The organism is Stutzerimonas sp. FeSN7 (assembly GCF_030263795.1).
Classification (GTDB): domain Bacteria; phylum Pseudomonadota; class Gammaproteobacteria; order Pseudomonadales; family Pseudomonadaceae; genus Stutzerimonas; species Stutzerimonas stutzeri.
The window spans coordinates 2,893,902-2,912,402 of sequence record NZ_JARPMN010000001.1 but is presented as its reverse complement, the minus strand read 5'-3'; the positions used below and the strand labels follow the sequence as shown (position 1 = coordinate 2,912,402).

17 protein-coding genes are annotated in these 18,501 nt (G+C 61.3%); 15 read left to right on the top strand and 2 right to left on the bottom strand.

The features are described 5' to 3' along the window. Positions 1-24: 24 nt before the first annotated feature. Both P5703_RS13635 and map read right to left on the bottom strand, forming a co-directional pair. Positions 25-2,727, bottom strand: coding sequence for a [protein-PII] uridylyltransferase (locus tag P5703_RS13635; protein ID WP_011912698.1), 2,703 nt, complete (start codon positions 2,725-2,727; stop codon positions 25-27). 36 nt (positions 2,728-2,763) lie between these two features. Further along, positions 2,764-3,546: a type I methionyl aminopeptidase gene (gene map / locus P5703_RS13630; RefSeq protein ID WP_017244594.1), complete on the bottom strand. Its 783-nt coding sequence runs from the start codon at positions 3,544-3,546 to the stop codon at positions 2,764-2,766. 286 nt (positions 3,547-3,832) lie between these two features. On the opposite strand from map, the gene rpsB reads away from it, so the two are divergent. The 15 genes from rpsB (at position 3,833) to rnhB (ending at position 18,482) form a co-directional block, all read left to right on the top strand. Continuing rightward, positions 3,833-4,573 carry a 30S ribosomal protein S2 gene (gene rpsB / locus P5703_RS13625; RefSeq protein WP_285587436.1) on the top strand — a complete coding sequence of 247 codons (741 nt, stop codon included), beginning with the start codon at positions 3,833-3,835 and terminating at the stop codon, positions 4,571-4,573. 129 nt (positions 4,574-4,702) lie between these two features. After that, positions 4,703-5,566 (top strand): translation elongation factor Ts, encoded by an 864-nt coding sequence (tsf, locus tag P5703_RS13620; RefSeq protein ID WP_285587434.1) that lies wholly within the window; start codon positions 4,703-4,705, stop codon positions 5,564-5,566. Between the two features lie 199 nt (positions 5,567-5,765). After that, entirely contained in the window at positions 5,766-6,509 is a 744-nt protein-coding gene (gene pyrH / locus P5703_RS13615) for a UMP kinase (RefSeq protein WP_011912702.1), read from the top strand. Then, the gene (gene frr / locus P5703_RS13610; RefSeq protein WP_013982327.1) at positions 6,506-7,063 is read left to right on the top strand and encodes a ribosome recycling factor; all 558 of its coding nucleotides are present in this window, start codon (positions 6,506-6,508) and stop codon (positions 7,061-7,063) included. The genes pyrH and frr overlap by 4 nt, the downstream gene beginning before the upstream one ends. A gap of 126 nt (positions 7,064-7,189) precedes the next feature. Further along, positions 7,190-7,951: a polyprenyl diphosphate synthase gene (gene uppS / locus P5703_RS13605; RefSeq protein ID WP_017244593.1), complete on the top strand. Its 762-nt coding sequence runs from the start codon at positions 7,190-7,192 to the stop codon at positions 7,949-7,951. Continuing rightward, positions 7,945-8,760, top strand: a complete 816-nt coding sequence (locus P5703_RS13600) for a phosphatidate cytidylyltransferase (protein WP_285587431.1) — start codon at positions 7,945-7,947, stop codon at positions 8,758-8,760. The genes uppS and P5703_RS13600 overlap by 7 nt, the downstream gene beginning before the upstream one ends. Then, positions 8,757-9,947: a 1-deoxy-D-xylulose-5-phosphate reductoisomerase gene (ispC, locus tag P5703_RS13595; RefSeq protein WP_285587428.1), complete on the top strand. Its 1,191-nt coding sequence runs from the start codon at positions 8,757-8,759 to the stop codon at positions 9,945-9,947. The genes P5703_RS13600 and ispC overlap by 4 nt, the downstream gene beginning before the upstream one ends. 60 nt (positions 9,948-10,007) lie before the next feature. Continuing rightward, a complete protein-coding gene (gene rseP, locus P5703_RS13590) occupies positions 10,008-11,360 on the top strand; it encodes an RIP metalloprotease RseP (RefSeq protein WP_045631944.1) in 1,353 nt (450 codons plus the stop codon). A gap of 69 nt (positions 11,361-11,429) precedes the next feature. Further along, entirely contained in the window at positions 11,430-13,781 is a 2,352-nt protein-coding gene (gene bamA / locus P5703_RS13585) for an outer membrane protein assembly factor BamA (RefSeq protein ID WP_285587422.1), read from the top strand. 48 nt (positions 13,782-13,829) lie between these two features. Continuing rightward, positions 13,830-14,333, top strand: a complete 504-nt coding sequence (locus P5703_RS13580) for an OmpH/Skp family outer membrane protein (protein ID WP_063544005.1) — start codon at positions 13,830-13,832, stop codon at positions 14,331-14,333. A gap of 1 nt (position 14,334) precedes the next feature. After that, on the top strand, positions 14,335-15,393 hold the full coding sequence (lpxD, locus tag P5703_RS13575; protein WP_264884502.1) for a UDP-3-O-(3-hydroxymyristoyl)glucosamine N-acyltransferase: 1,059 nt from the start codon (positions 14,335-14,337) through the stop codon (positions 15,391-15,393). Between the two features lie 102 nt (positions 15,394-15,495). Beyond that, positions 15,496-15,936 carry a 3-hydroxyacyl-ACP dehydratase FabZ gene (gene fabZ / locus P5703_RS13570; protein ID WP_264884526.1) on the top strand — a complete coding sequence of 147 codons (441 nt, stop codon included), beginning with the start codon at positions 15,496-15,498 and terminating at the stop codon, positions 15,934-15,936. Continuing rightward, the gene (gene lpxA, locus P5703_RS13565) at positions 15,933-16,709 is read left to right on the top strand and encodes an acyl-ACP--UDP-N-acetylglucosamine O-acyltransferase (RefSeq protein ID WP_063543797.1); all 777 of its coding nucleotides are present in this window, start codon (positions 15,933-15,935) and stop codon (positions 16,707-16,709) included. The genes fabZ and lpxA overlap by 4 nt, the downstream gene beginning before the upstream one ends. A gap of 1 nt (position 16,710) precedes the next feature. Continuing rightward, complete coding sequence (gene lpxB / locus P5703_RS13560) at positions 16,711-17,844, top strand: lipid-A-disaccharide synthase (RefSeq protein ID WP_017244589.1); 1,134 nt, start codon at positions 16,711-16,713, stop codon at positions 17,842-17,844. After that, the gene (gene rnhB, locus P5703_RS13555) at positions 17,844-18,482 is read left to right on the top strand and encodes a ribonuclease HII (protein ID WP_011912714.1); all 639 of its coding nucleotides are present in this window, start codon (positions 17,844-17,846) and stop codon (positions 18,480-18,482) included. Before lpxB ends, rnhB begins: the two co-directional genes overlap by 1 nt. Positions 18,483-18,501: the final 19 nt, after the last annotated feature.

Below are 18,501 nucleotides of genomic sequence, written 5' to 3'. Positions count from 1 at the left end.
CGTCATGGCGCGGTCAGCCGCCGTTCAGATGACGATGCTGCTCGGCGAAGGCTGCTGCTCGTTTTCCTGTTGCAGTTCCTTGATGATCGCCTGTTGCAGGCGCAGGCAGAGTTGCGGGTCCGAAAGCGGCTGGTTGTCGGCGTCGGTCACGAAGAACACGTCTTCCACTCGTTCGCCAAGCGTGGCGATCTTCGCGTTCTGCACCGACAGGTCGAAATCCAGGAACAGCTGCCCGACCCGCGCCAGCAGGCCGGGACGGTCGGGCGCGATGATCTCGAGAATGGTCTGCGGGCGCTGCGTGTCGTTGTGAATGGTGACCTGCGGTGGGAAGGCGAAGTGCTTGAGCTGGCGCGGTACACGGCGCTGGATGATGGTCAGGTAGTCGTCCGGATTGCGCAGCGCGGCGATCAGTCCGCTGCGGATTTCCTCGATGCGCTCGGGGTTGTTGCCGATGGGGCTGCCGTCGGCTTCCAGCACGATGTAGGTGTCCAGGGTGAACTGGCTGCTCGAGGTGAGGATGCGGGCGTCATGGATGTTCAGGTTGAGCTGATCCATCGCCGCCACGGTTACCGCAAAGAAATCGTGCTGGTCCGGCGCATAGATGAAGATCTGCGTGCCGCCTTCGAACTCGCGCTGCGTGGTTTCCTTGATCAGGACCAGCGGGCCGCCATTGGCCGGGTGCTCGATGATCGCATCGGTGTGCCAGGCGACATCGGTGGCGGTGTGGCGCAGGAAATAGTCGTCACCCAGCTGCGCCCAGAGCTGCTCGGCATCATCCGGATCGGTGCCATGGCGCACCAGATCGTCGAGGGCGGCGCGCTGGGTCTGGCGAATCTGCTCCTCACGGCCCAGCGGATTCTCCAGCCCGCGCTTGAGCGCGCGCTTGGTCTCCGTATAGAGCTGGCGCAGCAGGCTGGCGCGCCAGGAGTTCCATAGCGTGGGGTTGGTGGCGTTGATATCCGCCACGGTCAGCACGTACAGGTAATCCAGGTGGGTCTCGTCGCCGACGCGCTGGGCGAAGTCGTTGATGACCTGTGGATCGGATAGATCCTTGCGCTGGGCGGTGGTGGACATGACCAGATGGTTCTCCACCAGCCAGACCACCAGCCGGGTATCCCACGCCGGCAGTTTGTGGCGACGGCAGAACTGCTCGGCGTCGACCGCGCCCAGCTCCGAATGGTCGCCGCCGCGACCCTTGGCGATGTCGTGGTAGAGGCCGGCGATGTAGATCAGCTCGGGCTTGGGCAGCTTCTCAACGAGTTTGCTGGCCAGCGGATACTTCTCGGCCACGCCTGGCTTGGTCAGCTTGCGCAGGTACTTGATGACGTTGAGCGTGTGCGCATCGACGGTATAGATGTGGAACAGGTCGTGTTGCATCTGCCCGACGATGTGGCCGAATTCGGGCAGGTAGCGTCCGAGGATGCCGTAGCGGTTCATACGGCGAAGGTTGCGGTGAATGCCTTCCTTGCACTTGAACAGCTCGATGAACAGGCTGGTGTTGCGCAGGTCCTGGCGAAACGTGTCGTCGATCAGGTAGCGATGGTCGCGCAGCAGGCGGATGGTGTCGGAGCGTACGCCCTGGATATCCGGATGCTGGGCGAGCAGCACGAAGGTTTCCAGGATCGCGAACGGCGTGCGCTTGAAGATCGCCGGGTTGCTGACTTCCAGATAGCCGTCGCGTACCTGGAAGCGGCTGTTGAGCGGAACGATCGGGCCTGATTCGCCTTCCCAGAGGATCACTTCGGCAAAGTGCTGGCCGACCAGATCGCTGAGCTCGGCGATGCTCATCACCACCCGGTAGTACTTCTGCATGAAGCGCTCGATGGCCAGCTTGGCATCGCTGTCTTCGTAACCGAGGAGGGCGGCAAGGCTGCGCTGGTGGTCGAACAGCAGGCGGTCCTCGGCCCGTCCGGCGAGCATGTGCAGCCCATAGCGCACCTTCCAGAGAAACTCCTGGGCGGCGGTCAGCAGACTATGTTCGCCTTCGGTAATGAACCCCTGGTCGACCATGGCCTGCAGGTTGAGGGTGCCGAACTCGCGACGCGCGATCCAGAGGATGGTCTGGATGTCGCGCAGACCGCCGGGGGAACCCTTGACGTTGGGCTCCAGGTTGTACTCGGTATTGTTGTACTTGGCATGGCGAGCGCGCTGCTCGTTGCGCTTGGCAAGGAAGAACTCCTTGCTCGGCCACATCTGCTGGGTACTGGTGACCTGCAGCATGGCCTGGCGCAGGCGCTCCGGACCGGCGATCGTGCGGCTTTCCATCAGGTTGGTGATGACGGTGAGGTCGGCACGCGCCTCATCGGCACACTCGGCCACCGAACGTACAGCCTGGCCGACCTCCAGGCCGATGTCCCAGAGGAGGGTGAGGAAGCCCTCGATCGGCTCGCGGAAGATTTCCTGGTCGTTCTCGTCCAGCAGGATCAGCAGGTCGATATCGGAATAGGGGTGCAGTTCGCCGCGCCCATAGCCGCCCACGGCGACCAGGGCGATGTCGGCGCCCTTGTCCCAATCGAAGCGGCTCCAGGCCGAGCGCAGGATCTGATCGACGAACCAGGCGCGATCCTCGATCAGGCGGCGAATGTCCCGCCCCGCCCTGAAGCGTTCGTCCAGCACCTGGCGTGCCTGGCGAATGGCCTTCTTGTACGCAGCGATGGGGCTGGCCTTGAGTGCGAGCTCCGCCTGGAACTGGCTGCGGTCAAACAGCTCCGGATCAACCTGGGGCATGCGAACGTCCTCCCATCAATGCGGCGGCGGGGTGTCTCAGGCTGAAGTGCGGGCGATGGTGTCGTCGCTGCGCAGCGTGAAGATCTCGTAACCATCGGCGGTGACCAGGATGGTGTGCTCCCATTGCGCCGAGAGCTTGCGGTCCTTGGTGATCGCGGTCCAGCCGTCGCCAAGCAGGCGTGTTTCCGGGCGGCCCTGGTTGATCATCGGTTCGATGGTAAAGGTCATGCCTTCCTTGAGCTCCATGCCGGTGCCGGCACGGCCGTAGTGCAGTACCTGAGGCTCCTCATGGAACACCTTGCCGATCCCGTGGCCGCAGTACTCGCGCACCACAGAGAAGCCGTTCTTCTCCGCATGCTTCTGGATGACTTCGCCGATGTCGCCGAGACGGGCGCCCGGACGGACCAGTTCGATGCCTTTATATAGGCATTCCTGGGTCACCTGGCAGAGGCGCTCGGCCCACTCGGGCACCTTGCCGACCATGAACATCTTGCTGGTGTCGCCGTGGTAGCCGTCCTTGATCACGGTGATGTCGATATTGAGAATGTCGCCGTCTTTGAGCGGCTTGTCGTTGGGAATACCGTGGCAGACCACATGGTTGATCGAGGTGCAGATCGACTTGGGGAAGCCCTTGTAGTTCAGCGGTGCCGGAGTCGCCTGTTGAACGTTGACGATGTAGTCATGGCACAGGCGGTCGAGCTCCTCGGTGGTCACGCCCGGCTTGACGTGTTCGCCGATCATTTCCAGAACCTCGGCGGCGAGACGCCCGGCTACGCGCATCTTCTCGATATCTTCGGGCGTCTTGATGGTGACTGTCATGCAAACCTCTTAGTGCGCCGGCAGGCGAAGGCAATAAACGGAAAGCCGCGATGATAAACCAAAGCAACCATGCCCTGCAGGAGAGGGGGCGATCGGCAGCCGAACATGCGGCGGATGGTCAAAGCAGTAGCCTGTCGATGGCCTTTATGCTATAAAACGCGCCGCTCGACGGGGACACCCCGTCGCGCTTAACCCCACACACGTGTCGACACGGTATCCTGGGTGCTCGCAAGAGTTGGATATCGGGACGCGTGGAGGCCTAACCCGACTTATTCGAGGACTTATCATGTCTCAAGTCACCATGCGCGATATGCTGAAGGCCGGTGTGCACTTCGGCCACCAGACCCGTTACTGGAACCCGAAAATGGACAAGTACATTTTCGGCGCGCGCAACAAGATCCACATCATCAACCTGGAAAAGACCCTGCCGATGTTCAACGACGCCCTGCGTTTCGTTGAGAAGCTGGCTGCAGGCAAGAACAAGATTCTGTTCGTCGGTACCAAGCGTTCCGCTGGCAAGATCGTTCGCGAAGAAGCTGCTCGTTGCGGCTCGCCGTATGTCGATCATCGCTGGTTGGGCGGCATGCTGACCAACTACAAGACCATCCGCGCTTCCATCAAGCGTCTGCGTGAGCTGGAAGCCCAGTCTCAGGATGGTACTTTCGAGAAGCTGACCAAGAAAGAAGCCCTGATGCGTACCCGTGACCTCGAGAAGCTCGAGCGCAGCCTGGGCGGCATCAAGGACATGGGCGGCCTGCCGGACGCCATGTTCGTCATCGACGTCGATCACGAGCGCATCGCCATTTCCGAAGCCAACAAGCTGGGCATTCCGGTAATCGGCGTGGTCGATACCAACAGCAGCCCGGAAGGCGTCGACTACATCATCCCTGGTAATGATGACGCCATCCGTGCCGTGCAACTCTACCTCGGCTCCATGGCTGATGCCGTTCTGCGCGGTCGTCAGAACGGTGTCGGTGGTGCTGACGAGTTCGTCGAAGAAGTAGCTTCCGAGGCGGCTCAGGGCTGAGTGCGACGCACTGCAGCGTGATACCCGAATAAACGAAAAGGGGGCTAGGCCCCCTTTTTGTCTCTTGCGAATTGATCACCTGTGTCTTTGGGTGAGTGGTTTAGAAACCAAATCGAGAGGATTCCCAACATGGCAGAAATCACTGCAGCCTTGGTCAAAGAACTGCGCGAGCGTACCGGCCAGGGCATGATGGAGTGCAAGAAGGCTCTGGTTGCCGCCGGTGGCGACATCGAGAAGGCCATCGACGACATGCGTGCTTCCGGTGCCATCAAGGCCGCCAAGAAGTCGGGCAACATCGCCGCCGAAGGTTCGATCGCCGTTCGCGTCGAAGGTGGCCGTGGTCTGATCATCGAAGTCAACTCGCAGACCGACTTCCTGGCTCTGCAGGACGACTTCAAGGCATTCGTCAAGGAGAGCCTGGACGAGGCCTTCGAGCAGAAGCTGACCGAAGTGGCTCCGCTGATCGCTTCCCGCGAACCCGCCCGTGAGGCCCTGGTTGCCAAGTGCGGCGAGAACGTCAACATCCGTCGCCTGAGCGCGGTTGAAGGCGAAGTCGTGGGTGCCTACCTGCACGGCCATCGCATCGGTGTACTGGTCACCCTGAAAGGCGGCGACGCCGAGCTGGCCAAGGACATCGCCATGCACGTGGCTGCCAGCAACCCGGCCGTCCTGAGCCCGGCGGATGTGTCCGAAGAGCTGATCGCCAAGGAAAAGGAAATCTTCCTGCAGCTCAATGCCGACAAGATCGCCGGCAAGCCGGAAAACATCGTCGAGAACATGATCAAGGGTCGTATCAACAAGTTCCTGGCCGAAGCCAGCCTGGTTGAGCAGCCTTTCGTCAAGGATCCGGAAGTCAAGGTCGGTGATCTGGCCAAGAAGGCTGGCGCTGAAATCGTTTCCTTCGTTCGCTACGAAGTGGGCGAGGGCATCGAAAAGGCCGAAGTCGACTTCGCTGCCGAAGTGGCTGCTCAGGTCGCTGCGACCAAGAAATAAGACCGCTTCGGTGGTTCTGGCAAAGAGGCTGCCCGCTCACGCGCGCGGCCTCTTTGTCGAATTGGGCAGCGGATTTGTTTTTTTGTCACGGTATGGTCATCGCTTGGCACCAACCCCGAGTTGCGCTGTCAAAGCGCAGATATTTTTTGTCTGAGTCATTCAGACTTGGTCATAGCACGCCGCAGGAGATAACACGCCAATGGCTCAGCAGATGAGTGCACGCAATCCTCGCTATAAACGCATTCTGCTCAAATTAAGCGGCGAGGCCCTGATGGGGTCCGAGGACTTCGGCATCGATCCCAAGGTGCTCGACCGCATGGCCCTGGAAGTCGGCCAGCTGGTTGGCATCGGCGTCGAAGTCGGTCTGGTTATCGGTGGCGGCAACCTGTTTCGCGGCGCGGCGCTCTCGGCGGCCGGCATGGATCGTGTGACCGGCGACCATATGGGTATGCTGGCCACGGTTATGAATGCATTGGCCATGCGTGACGCCCTGGAGCGCTCGAATATTCCCGCGCTGGTGATGTCCGCCATTTCCATGGTCGGTGTCACCGACCACTACGATCGTCGCAAGGCCATGCGTCATCTCAAGAGTGGCGAAGTGGTGATCTTCTCTGCTGGAACCGGCAATCCATTCTTCACCACTGATTCGGCGGCCTGCCTGCGCGCGATCGAAATCCAGGCGGATGTCGTGCTCAAGGCCACCAAGGTCGACGGCGTCTATACGGCTGATCCCTTCAAGGATCCGAACGCCGAGAAGTTTGCCGAGCTCACGTACGATGAAGTGCTCGATCGCAAGCTCGGGGTGATGGATCTGACTGCCATCTGCCTGTGCCGCGATCACAGCATGCCGCTGCGAGTCTTCAACATGAACAAGCCCGGCGCCCTGCTCAACATCGTATTGGGCGGTGCCGAAGGAACCCTGATCGAGGAATCGAACGAATGATCAACGAGATCAAGCAAGACGCGCAGGAGCGCATGAAGAAAACCCTGGAAGCGCTGGACCATGCGTTCGCCAAGATTCGTACCGGTCGCGCCCACCCCAGCATCCTCGACAGCGTGATGGTCTCCTACTACGGCGCCGACACGCCGCTGCGCCAGGTTGCCAACGTGGTGGCAGAGGACTCCCGTACCCTGGCCCTGACCGTGTTCGACAAGAGCATGATCCAGGCCGTGGAGAAGGCCATCATGACCTCCGATCTGGGGCTCAATCCTGCTACTGCTGGCACCACCATCCGCGTACCAATGCCGGCGCTGACCGAGGAGACCCGCAAGGGCTATACCAAGCAGGCGCGCGCCGAAGCCGAGAACGCCCGCGTTGCGGTGCGCAACATCCGGCGTGACGCGATCGCTCAGCTCAAGGACCTGGTCAAGGAAAAGGAAATCAGCGAAGACGAGGAGCGTCGTGGTCAGGACGATGTCCAGAAGCTGACGGACAAGTACGTTGCCGAAATCGACAAGGCTCTCGAAGGAAAAGAAGCCGATCTGATGGCCGTATAAGGCCGGCATCGAGCTTTCGCGGCCACACGGAAAACTTTCCGATGTGGTCGTGAGGATGCCATCGAGCTGTTGCTTGCAGCTTTTTCTTTTGGTTCGCAGCGTGTTTTAGCGCAAGTAGAGTTGTTCATGGAAAAGGTCAGGCGGATCCCTGGGCGGAACGTACCCCGCCACGTGGCGATCATCATGGATGGCAATAATCGTTGGGCGAAGCGACGTTTGCTGCCTGGCGTGGCTGGGCACAAGGCCGGAGTCGATGCGGTTCGCGCCGTGATCGAGGTCTGTGCCGATTCCGGTGTGGAGGTGCTGACCCTCTTCGCCTTTTCCAGCGAGAACTGGCAGCGTCCGGCCGATGAGGTCGGTGCGCTGATGGAGCTGTTCCTTTCCGCGCTGCGGCGCGAGGCGCGCAAGCTCGACGAGAACGGCATCCGCTTGCGCATCATCGGCGATCGCTCGCGTTTCCATCCCGAGCTGCAGGCGGCGATGTCGGAAGTCGAAGAAATGACCGCGGCCAACCATCGCTTCGTGCTCCAGGTTGCCGCCAATTATGGTGGTCAGTGGGACATCCTTCAGGCGGCTCAGCATCTGGCCACTGAAGCTCAGGCCGGGCGGCTCAATCCAGCCGAGATCACGCCGGCATTGTTCCAGAGCTACCTTGCTACAGGCGACATGCCGCTGCCGGATCTGTGTATCCGTACCGGTGGCGAGCGACGCATCAGCAATTTCCTGCTCTGGCAGCTCGCTTATGCCGAGCTGTACTTCTCCGACCTGTACTGGCCGGATTTCAAGCACGTGGCCATGCGCAAGGCGCTTGCCGATTTCGCGACGCGGCAGCGGCGATTCGGCAAGACGGGTGAGCAGGTCGAAAGCGAGGTCAAGGCCGAATGCTGAAGCAGCGAATCATCACCGCAGCCATTCTGCTGCCCATTGCGATCATTGGTTTCTTCCTACTCGAGGGGCTTGCCTTCGCGGTCTTCATTGGTCTGGTTGTAGCGCTGGGAGCCTGGGAGTGGGCGCGGATGGCGGGTTTTACCAGCCAGCCGGTACGCGTCGGTTATGCCGCACTGGTGGTGATTCTGCTAGGCCTGCTCTACCAGCTGCCGGAATTGGCGCCGTGGCTGCTGGCGGTGGCCGTACTCTGGTGGATGGCGGCCACCTACCTGGTATTGACCTACCCGCAAAGCAGCCGCCTTTGGGGCGGGGCGGGCGGTAGTCTGCTGATCGGCCTGGCGATCCTGCTTCCGTCGTGGCAGGCGCTTATCCTGCTCAAGCAGTGGGAGCTGGGCAACTGGCTGATCCTGGCTGTGATGATCCTGGTATGGGCCGCCGACATCGGCGCCTATTTTTCCGGCAAGACCTTCGGCAAGCGAAAGCTCGCTCCGCAGGTCAGCCCTGGCAAGAGCTGGGAGGGGCTGATCGGCGGTCTGCTGACCAGTCTTGTGATCACCTTGGCTGTGGGTGTCTATCGTGGCTGGTCGGCGCGCGAGTTGATCCTCGCACTGCTCGGCGCCGCGCTGGTAGTGGCGATCTCGGTGATCGGTGACCTCACCGAAAGCATGTTCAAGCGCAGCTCAGGCATCAAGGACAGCAGCCAGCTGCTGCCCGGCCATGGCGGTGTGATGGATCGCATCGATAGTCTCACCGCGGCCATTCCGGTCTTCGTTGTGTTGCTATGGCTTGCCGGTTGGGGCGCGTTGTGAGTCGACCTTTGCAGATCACCATACTGGGCGCGACCGGCTCGATCGGCCTGAGCACGCTCGATGTCGTCGCCCGCCATCCGGATCGCTACGTTGTTTTCGCCCTGACCGGCTTCAGTCGGCTTGCCGAGCTGCGTGCGCTCTGCCTCAAGCACCGACCACGCTATGCGGTCGTTAGTGATCAGGCGCAGGCGCGGATACTGCAGGATCAGCTGCATGCCGATGGCGTCAGCACTCGCGTGCTGGACGGCGAAGGTGGGTTGAGCGAAGTGGCAGCGCACCCGGAGGTGGACGTGGTAATGGCCGCCATCGTCGGGGCGGCAGGGTTGAAGCCTACGCTCGCGGCGGTGCAGTCCGGCAAGCGGGTGCTGCTGGCCAACAAGGAGGCGCTGGTCATGTCCGGTGCCTTGTTCATGCAGGCGTTGCGTGACAGCGGTGCCGTTCTGCTGCCGATCGATAGCGAGCACAACGCGATTTTTCAGTGCCTGCCGACGGACTATTCGCAAGGCCTTGGGACCGTCGGTGTGCGCAGGATCCTGCTCACCGCTTCGGGCGGTCCGTTCCGAGAAATGGCGCCCGACCTTCTGAGCGATGTGACTCCCGAGCAGGCGTGCGCTCATCCCAACTGGTCCATGGGGCGAAAGATCTCGGTGGATTCGGCGAGCATGATGAACAAGGGGCTCGAATTGATCGAGGCCTGCTGGCTGTTCGATGCACGCCCGCATCAGGTCGAGGTAGTCATCCATCCGCAGAGCGTCATTCATTCCATGGTGGACTACGTGGATGGCTCCGTACTGGCGCAGCTGGGCAATCCGGACATGCGCACGCCGATCGCGCATGCGCTGGCCTGGCCGGAGCGGATTGAATCGGGCGTATCGGCGCTTGATCTGCTGCGGGTCGGCCGTCTGGACTTCCAGGCTCCCGATGATCGGCGTTTCCCTTGTCTGCGACTCGCCCGGACGGCGGCGGAGGTCGGTGGGACCGCGCCGGCAATGCTCAATGCGGCGAACGAGGTGGCCGTCGACGCGTTTCTCAATCGTCGCATCCGTTTCACCGAGATCGCGAGTATCATCGACGACGTGTTGAATCATGAGGCGTCGGTTCCCACCGTTTGCCTCGAAGATGTGTTGGCGGCTGACAGGCGCGCCCGGGATGTCGCCGGGCAGTGGCTGTACCGCAACGGGCGATAGGGGTCTGCCGGCCGAGCGGCTTGCAGTCGAACGTCACCAGACCCACCCCGGAGGAAAGTTATGGGCGCGCTCTACATGATCATCGGCACCCTCGTTGCGCTCGGGGTGCTGGTTACCTTCCACGAATTCGGTCACTTCTGGGTCGCACGGCGTTGCGGCGTCAAGGTGCTGCGGTTCTCGGTCGGCTTCGGCAGTCCGCTGGTGCGCTGGCATGATCGGCACGGCACCGAGTTCGTGATCGCCGCGATCCCGCTCGGCGGGTACGTCAAGATGCTCGACGAGCGCGAGGGTGACGTGCCACCAGCGCTGCTCGACAGTGCGTTCAATCGCAAGACGGTGCGGCAGCGCTTCGCCATCGTCTCTGCCGGTCCGCTGGCCAATTTCCTTCTCGCTCTGGTGTTCTTCTGGCTCCTGGCCATGCTCGGCAGTCAGCAGGTGCGTCCAGTGGTTGGGGCTGTGGAGTCCGGCAGCCTCGCCGCGCAGGCCGGGATGGCGGTCGATCAGGAGATCGTCGCGGTCAACGGCAAGCCCGTCAGTGGCTGGGGTGAGGTCAACCTGCAGTTGGTACGGCGCCTGGGCGAAAGCGGTCAGCTCGATGTGACGGTGCGTGAGGTCGGCAGCTCTGCCGAAAGGCATCTGCAGATTCCGCTGCAGAACTGGCTTAAAGGTGTGGAAGAGCCGGACCCGATTACGGCGCTCGGCATTCGGCCATGGCGCCCACAGATCGCGCCGGTGATCGCCCGGCTCGATCCCGAAGGCCCTGCCCAGGCCGCCGGAATTCAACTCGGCGATCGGTTGATCAGCTTGAATCGGCAACCGCTTGACGATTGGCAGCAGGTAATCGACGCGGTCAAGGTTCTGCCCGGCGCGACAGCGGTTCTCGAGGTTGAGCGTGACGGGCAACGTGTTGATGTGCCGTTGACACTTGCCGCTCGCGGAGAGGGTGATGCGCGGCGCGGTTATCTCGGTGCGGGCGTCGAAGGCGGTGAATGGCCGGCCGAGATGTTGCGCGAGGTTCGTTTCGGCCCGCTGGATGCGGTGGTGGAAGGAGCGAAGCGCACCTGGACCATGAGCCTGTTGACGCTCGATTCCCTGAAGAAAATGCTCTTCGGGGAGCTCTCGGTAAAAAACTTGAGCGGTCCGATAACGATTGCTAAAGTGGCGGGCGCTTCGGCCCAGTCCGGCCTTGGGGATTTCCTCAATTTCCTCGCCTATCTGAGCATAAGTCTGGGGGTTCTCAATTTATTGCCTATCCCGGTGCTCGATGGCGGCCATCTGCTCTTCTATCTCGTCGAGTGGGTCCGCGGGCGTCCGCTTTCGGAACGGGTGCAGGGATGGGGGGTACAGATCGGCATCAGCCTCGTGGTAGGGGTGATGCTGCTTGCATTGGTCAATGATCTTGGCCGTCTGTAACGCCGAATCCGTAGTGTCGCCGCGCCTAATTGCCGGTTCATTTATCAGGTTTGAATAAGAAAGGACTTCATGAAACGTCTGCTGCTACCTGCGGTTATTTCCGCATTGATGATTGCCGAAGTTCACGCTGAGTCCTTCACTATCTCCGATATCCGAGTCAACGGCTTGCAGCGGGTTTCCGCCGGCAGCGTTTTTGGTGCGCTTCCGTTGAATGTGGGCGAGGCGGCCGATGATGCTCGACTTGTCGATGCTACTCGCGCGCTCTTTCGAACCGGCTTTTTCCAGGACATCCAGCTTGGTCGTGAAGGCGATGTGCTGGTTATCAGCGTAGTTGAGCGTCCGTCGATTTCTGCCATCGAAATCGAGGGCAACAAAGCGATCAAGACCGAAGATCTCCTGTCAGGCTTGCAGCAGTCAGGGCTCGCCGAAGGCGAGATCTTCCAGCGTGCGACGCTCGAAGGCGTGCGCAACGAGCTGCAGCGTCAATATGTCGCCCAGGGTCGTTACTCGGCCACCATCGAAACCGAAGTGGTCGCCCAGCCGCGCAATCGTGTCGCGCTGAAAATCAAGATCAATGAGGGCTCGGTCGCGGCCATCAAGCACATCAACGTTGTCGGTAACTCGGTGTTTCCGGACGAGGATCTGGTCGACCTGTTCGAGCTCAAGACCACCAACTGGCTTTCCTTCTTCCGCAACGACGACAAGTATGCCCGCGAGAAACTGTCCGGCGATCTGGAACGCTTGCGTTCCTATTACCTGGACCGTGGCTACATCAACATGGATATCACCTCGACCCAGGTATCCATCACGCCGGACAAGAAGCACGTCTATGTGACGGTCAATATCGACGAAGGTGAGCGTTACACGGTCCGCGACGTCAAGCTCAGTGGCGATCTCAAGGTTCCGCAGGAAGAGATCGAGGCGCTATTGCTGGCAAAGGAAGGGCAGGTATTCTCCCGCAAGGTGATGACGTCCACTTCCGAACTGATCACGCGGCGGCTGGGCAACGAGGGCTACACCTTCGCCAACGTCAACGGCATTCCCGAAGCCAATGACGAGGACAATACCGTCTCGATCACCTTCGTCGTCGATCCCGGCAAGCGCGCCTACGTCAACCGCATCAACTTCCGTGGCAACACCAAGACCGAAGACGAAGTGCTGCGCCGCGAAATGCGCCAGATGGAAGGCGGCTGGGCCTCGACCTACCTGATCGACCAGTCCAAGGTCCGCCTGGAACGCCTGGGCTTCTTCAAGGAAGTCAACGTCGAGACCCCGCAGGTGCCGGGCACCGACGACCAGATCGACGTCAACTACAGCGTCGAGGAGCAGCCGTCCGGTTCGATCATGGCGAGCATCGGCTTCGCCCAGAACGCCGGCCTGATCCTCGGTGGCTCGATCAGCCAGAACAACTTCCTGGGTACCGGCAACCGCGTCAGCATCGGCCTCAACCGCAGCGAATACCAGACGCGCTACAACTTCGGCTTCGTCGACCCCTACTGGACCGAAGACGGCGTCAGCCTGGGCTACAACGCTTTCTACCGCACCACCGACTACGATAAGCTGGCCTACGACGTATCCAGCTATTCGGTGGACAGCCTGGGTGGCGGTATCAATATCGGCTATCCGATCAGCGAGACATCGCGCCTGTCCTTCGGCCTTACATTGCAGCAGGATGATCTGGACACCGGTCGTTATACGGTGGACGAGATCTTCACGTTCATGGAAGAGGAGGGCGATAGCTTCCTCAACTTCAAGGCATCGGCCGGCTGGTCGGAATCGACCCTCAATCGCGGCGTGCTGGCGACACGTGGTCACTCGCAGAGCCTGGTTTTTGAAACGACCATCCCTGGAAGCGATCTGTCGTTCTATAAGCTCGACTACAACGGCCAGCTGTTCGTGCCGATGACCAAGGACTATACCCTGCGCATGCATACCCGCCTCGGGTACGGTGATGCCTATGGCTCGACCTCAAGCCTGCCGTTCTACGAGCATTATTACGCGGGTGGTTTCAATTCCGTCCGAGGTTTCAAAGATAGCCGTCTTGGCCCGCGCAGTACTCCGAGCGACGGTTCGCGGCCTGGCACCATTGCCGACCCGGACCAGGACCCGTTGCCGTTCGGTGGTAACGTGTTGATTCAGGGTGGTCTTGAAGTGCTGTTCCCGATGCCGTTCGTCAAGGATCAGCGTTCGCTGCGTACTTCCGTGTTCTGGGATGTGGGTAACGTCTACAACACCAATTGTCCTTCGGAATCGAAGAACTGCACCGACATCGACTTCGGCGACATGGCCAGTTCGGTGGGTGTCGGGCTGACCTGGATCACCGCCATGGGCCCGCTGAGCTTCAGTCTGGCGATGCCGGTGGTCAAGCCGGACGAGGCCGACACCCAGGTATTCCAGTTCTCGCTGGGACAAACGTTCTAGCATTGGGGCGCCATGCTTCAGTGCTTTCTTTCAGGAGTGGTGTGTACCGTGCGTAAGTTGACTCAACTGTTTCTCGTCGTTGCCGCGCTGGTGGCGACTCCCGCATTCGCCGAAATGAAGATCGCCGTCATGAACTATCAGATGGCATTGCTGGAGTCCGACGCGGCCAAGCGCTATGCGGTCGATGCCGAGAAGAAGTTCGGCCCCCAGCTGAGCAAACTCAAGTCGCTCGAAAGCGATGCCAAGCGTATCCAGGACCGTCTGGTCAAGGATGGCGACAAGATGCAGCAGGCCGAGCGCGAGCGCCTGGAACTCGAATTCAAGCAGAAGGCTCGTGACTTTCAGTTCCAGTCCAAGGAGCTGAACGAGGCCAAGGCCGTGGCTGACCGCGACATGCTTAAGCAGCTCAAGCCGAAGCTGGACCAGGCTGTCGAAGAGGTGATCAAAAAGGGCAATTACGATCTCGTGTTCGAGCGCGGTGCCGTGGTGGATGTCAAACCGCAGTTCGATATCACCCGCCAGGTCATCGAGCGCATGAATCAGCTGCGCTGATATGGCCGGTGCAGTTTTCGCGCTCGGTCAGCTGGCCGAGGTGTTGGGTGGCAGTCTGCGCGGCGACGCTGCGCAGGTCATCGATGGCTTGGCGACGCTGCAGGAGGCGGGCCCAACGCAGCTGAGCTTCCTCGCCAATGCCCAGTACCGCAAGTATCTGTCGACCAGCCGCGCCGCAGCGGTATTGCTGTCAGCCGAGGATGCCGGGAGTTTCGGTGGTTCGGCGATCGTCGTCAGTGACCCCTATCTTGCCTACGCACGTGCTTCCCATCTGTTCGAGACGCGTCCGGCTGTCCGCGCTGGGATCCATCCCACGGCAATAGTGGCCGATGATGCAGATGTCGATGCGTCTGCCAGCGTCGGCGCTTATGTGGTGATCGAATCCGGCGCGGTCATCGAAAAGGATGTGGTGATCGGTGCGCAGTCATTCATCGGCGCACGCTGCCGCATTGGCGAGGGTGGACGCCTTGCGCCGCGGGTCACGCTGTACCACGACGTTCTGATCGGCAAGCGTGTCGTCATTCAATCGGGTGCGGTGATCGGTGGCGAGGGATTCGGTTTCGCCAAGGAAAAAGGTGCCTGGCAGAAGATCGCTCAGATCGGCGGCGTGCGTATTGGGGATGACGTCGAGATCGGTTCCAACACCACGATCGACCGCGGTGCGCTCTCCGATACCCTGATTGGCAACGGCGTAAAGCTCGACAACCAGATCATGATCGCGCACAACGTGCAGGTTGGTGATAACACCGCCATGGCGGGTTGTGCGGGGATTTCAGGCAGCACCAAGATCGGGCGCAACTGCATGATCGCCGGTGGCGTCGGCATGGTCGGCCACATCGAGGTTTGCGACAACGTGTTCGTCACGGGTATGACGATGGTCACTCGTTCAATCACCGAGCCCGGCAGCTATTCATCGGGCACTGCGATGCAAAGCGCGGCCGATTGGAGAAAGAGTGCCGCGCGTATTCGTCAGCTGGACGACATGGCTCGTCGGCTGCAGCAGCTGGAGAAAAGCTTGGCAGCCGTGACTCAGGATCTGAATCCGACTTCTGATGCCTGAGCTTACCGTCTGATCCGGTTTTTTTCGGGGTGCTGTCTGTGAATGCTGGCGCGAGCTTTCGGCGCAGGCGGCCCTTTACTTTCTTACAGGCGCTTTCCTGACATGATGGACATCAACGAGATTCGCGAATATTTGCCTCACCGTTACCCCTTCCTGCTGGTGGACCGGGTGACGGAGATGGATATCGAGGCCAAGCGCGTTCGCGCCTACAAGAACGTCACCATCAACGAGCCGTTCTTCAACGGTCACTTCCCGCAACATCCGATCATGCCGGGCGTGCTGATCATCGAGGCGATGGCCCAGGCGGCTGGCTTGTTGGGGTTCAAGATGATGGGCGTCAAGCCATCCGATGGCACGCTTTACTATTTCGTCGGTTCTGACAAGCTGCGTTTCCGCCAGCCGGTTCGTCCAGGCGATCAACTGGTTCTCGAGGCGGCCTTCCTGAGCAACAAGCGCGGCATCTGGAAGTTCGATTGTCGCGCTACCGTCGATGGCAAGCCGGTCTGCTCGGCTGAAATCATCTGCGCGGAACAGAAAATATGAGTTTGATCGACCCTCGCGCCATTATCGATCCCGCGGCTCGGCTGGCGGATGACGTCCAGGTAGGGCCCTGGTCGATCATCGGCCCGGATGTCGAAATTGGCGAGGGTACGGTGATCGCGTCGCACGTGGTCATCAAGGGACCGACCCGCATCGGTCGCAACAATCGCATCTATCAGTTCTCCTCGGTCGGCGAAGACACTCCTGATCTCAAATACAAGGGCGAACCGACGCGGTTGGTGATCGGCGATAACAACGTGATTCGCGAGGGTGTCACCATCCATCGCGGCACCGTGCAGGATCGTTCCGAAACCACCATCGGTGATCACAACCTGATCATGGCCTATGCGCACATCGGCCACGACAGCGTCATCGCCAATCATTGCATCCTGGTCAACAACACCGCGCTGGCCGGGCACGTGCACGTTGGGGATTGGGCGATTCTTTCCGGCTACACCCTGGTACATCAGTTCTGCCATATCGGTGCGCACAGTTTTTCCGGTATGGGGACGGCGATTGGCAAGGATGTGCCGGCATTCGTCACCGTGTTCGGAAATCCGGCCGAGGCGCGCAGCATGAACTTCGAGGGCATGCGTCGTCGCGGCTTCAGCGCCGAAGCCGTGCATGCCTTGCGCAATGCGTACAAAGTCGTCTACCGCAAAGGCTTGACGGTCGAGGCAGCGCTCAGCGAACTGGCCGAGAGTGCGGCGGCCTTCCCGGAGGTGGCGATCTTCCGCGACTCCATCCAGGCTTCGACTCGTGGCATCACCCGCTGAGATGAGCAGGCCGCTCAGGGTTGCCCTGGTTGCCGGGGAATCCTCTGGTGACATTCTCGGCGCGGGCCTGATGCAGGCGCTGAAGGCGCAACACGCCGATGTCGAGTTCATTGGCGTAGGTGGCCCACGCATGCAGGCCGAAGGGCTGCAATCCTATTTCCCGCTGGAGCGACTGGCCGTGATGGGCCTGGTCGAAGTGCTCGGCCGTCTGCCGGAGCTGCTGGCGCGCCGCAAGCGCCTGGTGGATACACTGATCCAGCAGCGGCCCGATGTGTTCATCGGCATTGATGCCCCTGACTTCAACCTGGGGCTCGAGCTCAAGCTGCGTCGAGCCGGGATCAGGACAGTGCATTACGTCAGCCCATCGGTCTGGGCCTGGCGCCAGAAGCGGGTGCTGAAGATCCGGGAAGCCTGCGATCTGATGCTGACGCTGTTCCCCTTCGAAGCCAGGTTCTACGACGACCATCAGGTCCCGGTGCGCTTCGTCGGTCATCCTCTGGCCGATACCATTCCGCTATGTGCCGACCGAGCAGCCGCGCGGTTGGCGCTCGGTTTGCCGGAGCAGGGCACGATCGTCGCGCTGATGCCGGGCAGTCGGGGCGGCGAGGTGGCTCGCCTGGGCGAGCTGTTCCTCAGTGCCGCCGAGCGGTTGCGCGCCATGCGGCCCGGCATTCGTTTCGTCATGCCCTGCGCCAGCCCGGAGCGCCGGCTGCAGCTGGAGCAGATGCTGGCGACCCGCGACTTGCCGCTGACGCTGCTCGACGGCCGCTCCCACGAGGCGCTGGCCGCCTGCAACGCAGTGCTGATCGCTTCCGGCACCGCCACGCTCGAAGCGCTGTTGTTCAAGCGCCCGATGGTGGTGGCCTACAGCGTGGCACCGATGACCTATCGCATCCTGCGCCGGTTGGTTAAAAGCCCCTACGTTGCGTTGCCCAATCTGCTGGCGCAGCGCCTGCTGGTGCCGGAGCTGCTGCAGGACGCGGCGACACCGGAGGCGTTGGCCCAGGCGCTATCGCCGCTGCTGGACGATGGCGAAGTGCAGACGGAAGGCTTCGACAGCATCCATCGCACGCTGCGCTGCGATGCGTCGAGCCAGGCTGCGGACGCGGTTTTGCGGCTGGTAGGGGCGCGCTGATGCAGTTCGGGCTCGATTTCAATCTCGTGGAAGAGCTGGTCGCGGGTGTCGACGAAGTGGGTCGTGGGCCGCTGTGTGGGCCGGTCGTGACGGCGGCCGTGATTCTCGACCCGGCAAGGCCGATCGAAGGCCTGAACGACTCGAAGAAGCTGACCGAGGCTCGCCGAGAGGCCCTGTTCGACGAAATCCGGGAGAAGGCGGTCGCCTGGTGCATCGCCCGTGCCGAGGTGGAGGAGATCGACCAGCTCAATATCCTGCATGCCACCATGCTGGCCATGCAGCGCGCGGTCGAAGGGCTGAGTGTCACGCCGCGGCTGGCGCTGATCGACGGCAATCGTTGTCCCCAACTGGCTGTGCCCAGCGCGCCGGTGATCCAGGGTGATGCACAGGTTCCGGCAATCGCGGCGGCGTCCATTCTGGCCAAGGTCAGTCGTGACCGAGAAATGCAGGCGCTGGATCTGTGCTATCCGGGCTATGGTCTGGCCGGCCACAAGGGCTACCCGACGCCGAGCCACCTCGAGGCGCTTCGTCGCCTCGGGCCCACGCCCATTCATCGGCGCTCGTTTGCGCCCGTCCGCGCGATGCTCGAGCAGGTGAGCATCGAGGTAGAGGTTCCGGCCAGCGTCCTGCTGGTCTAGGGCTCGCCGGCTGCCACGG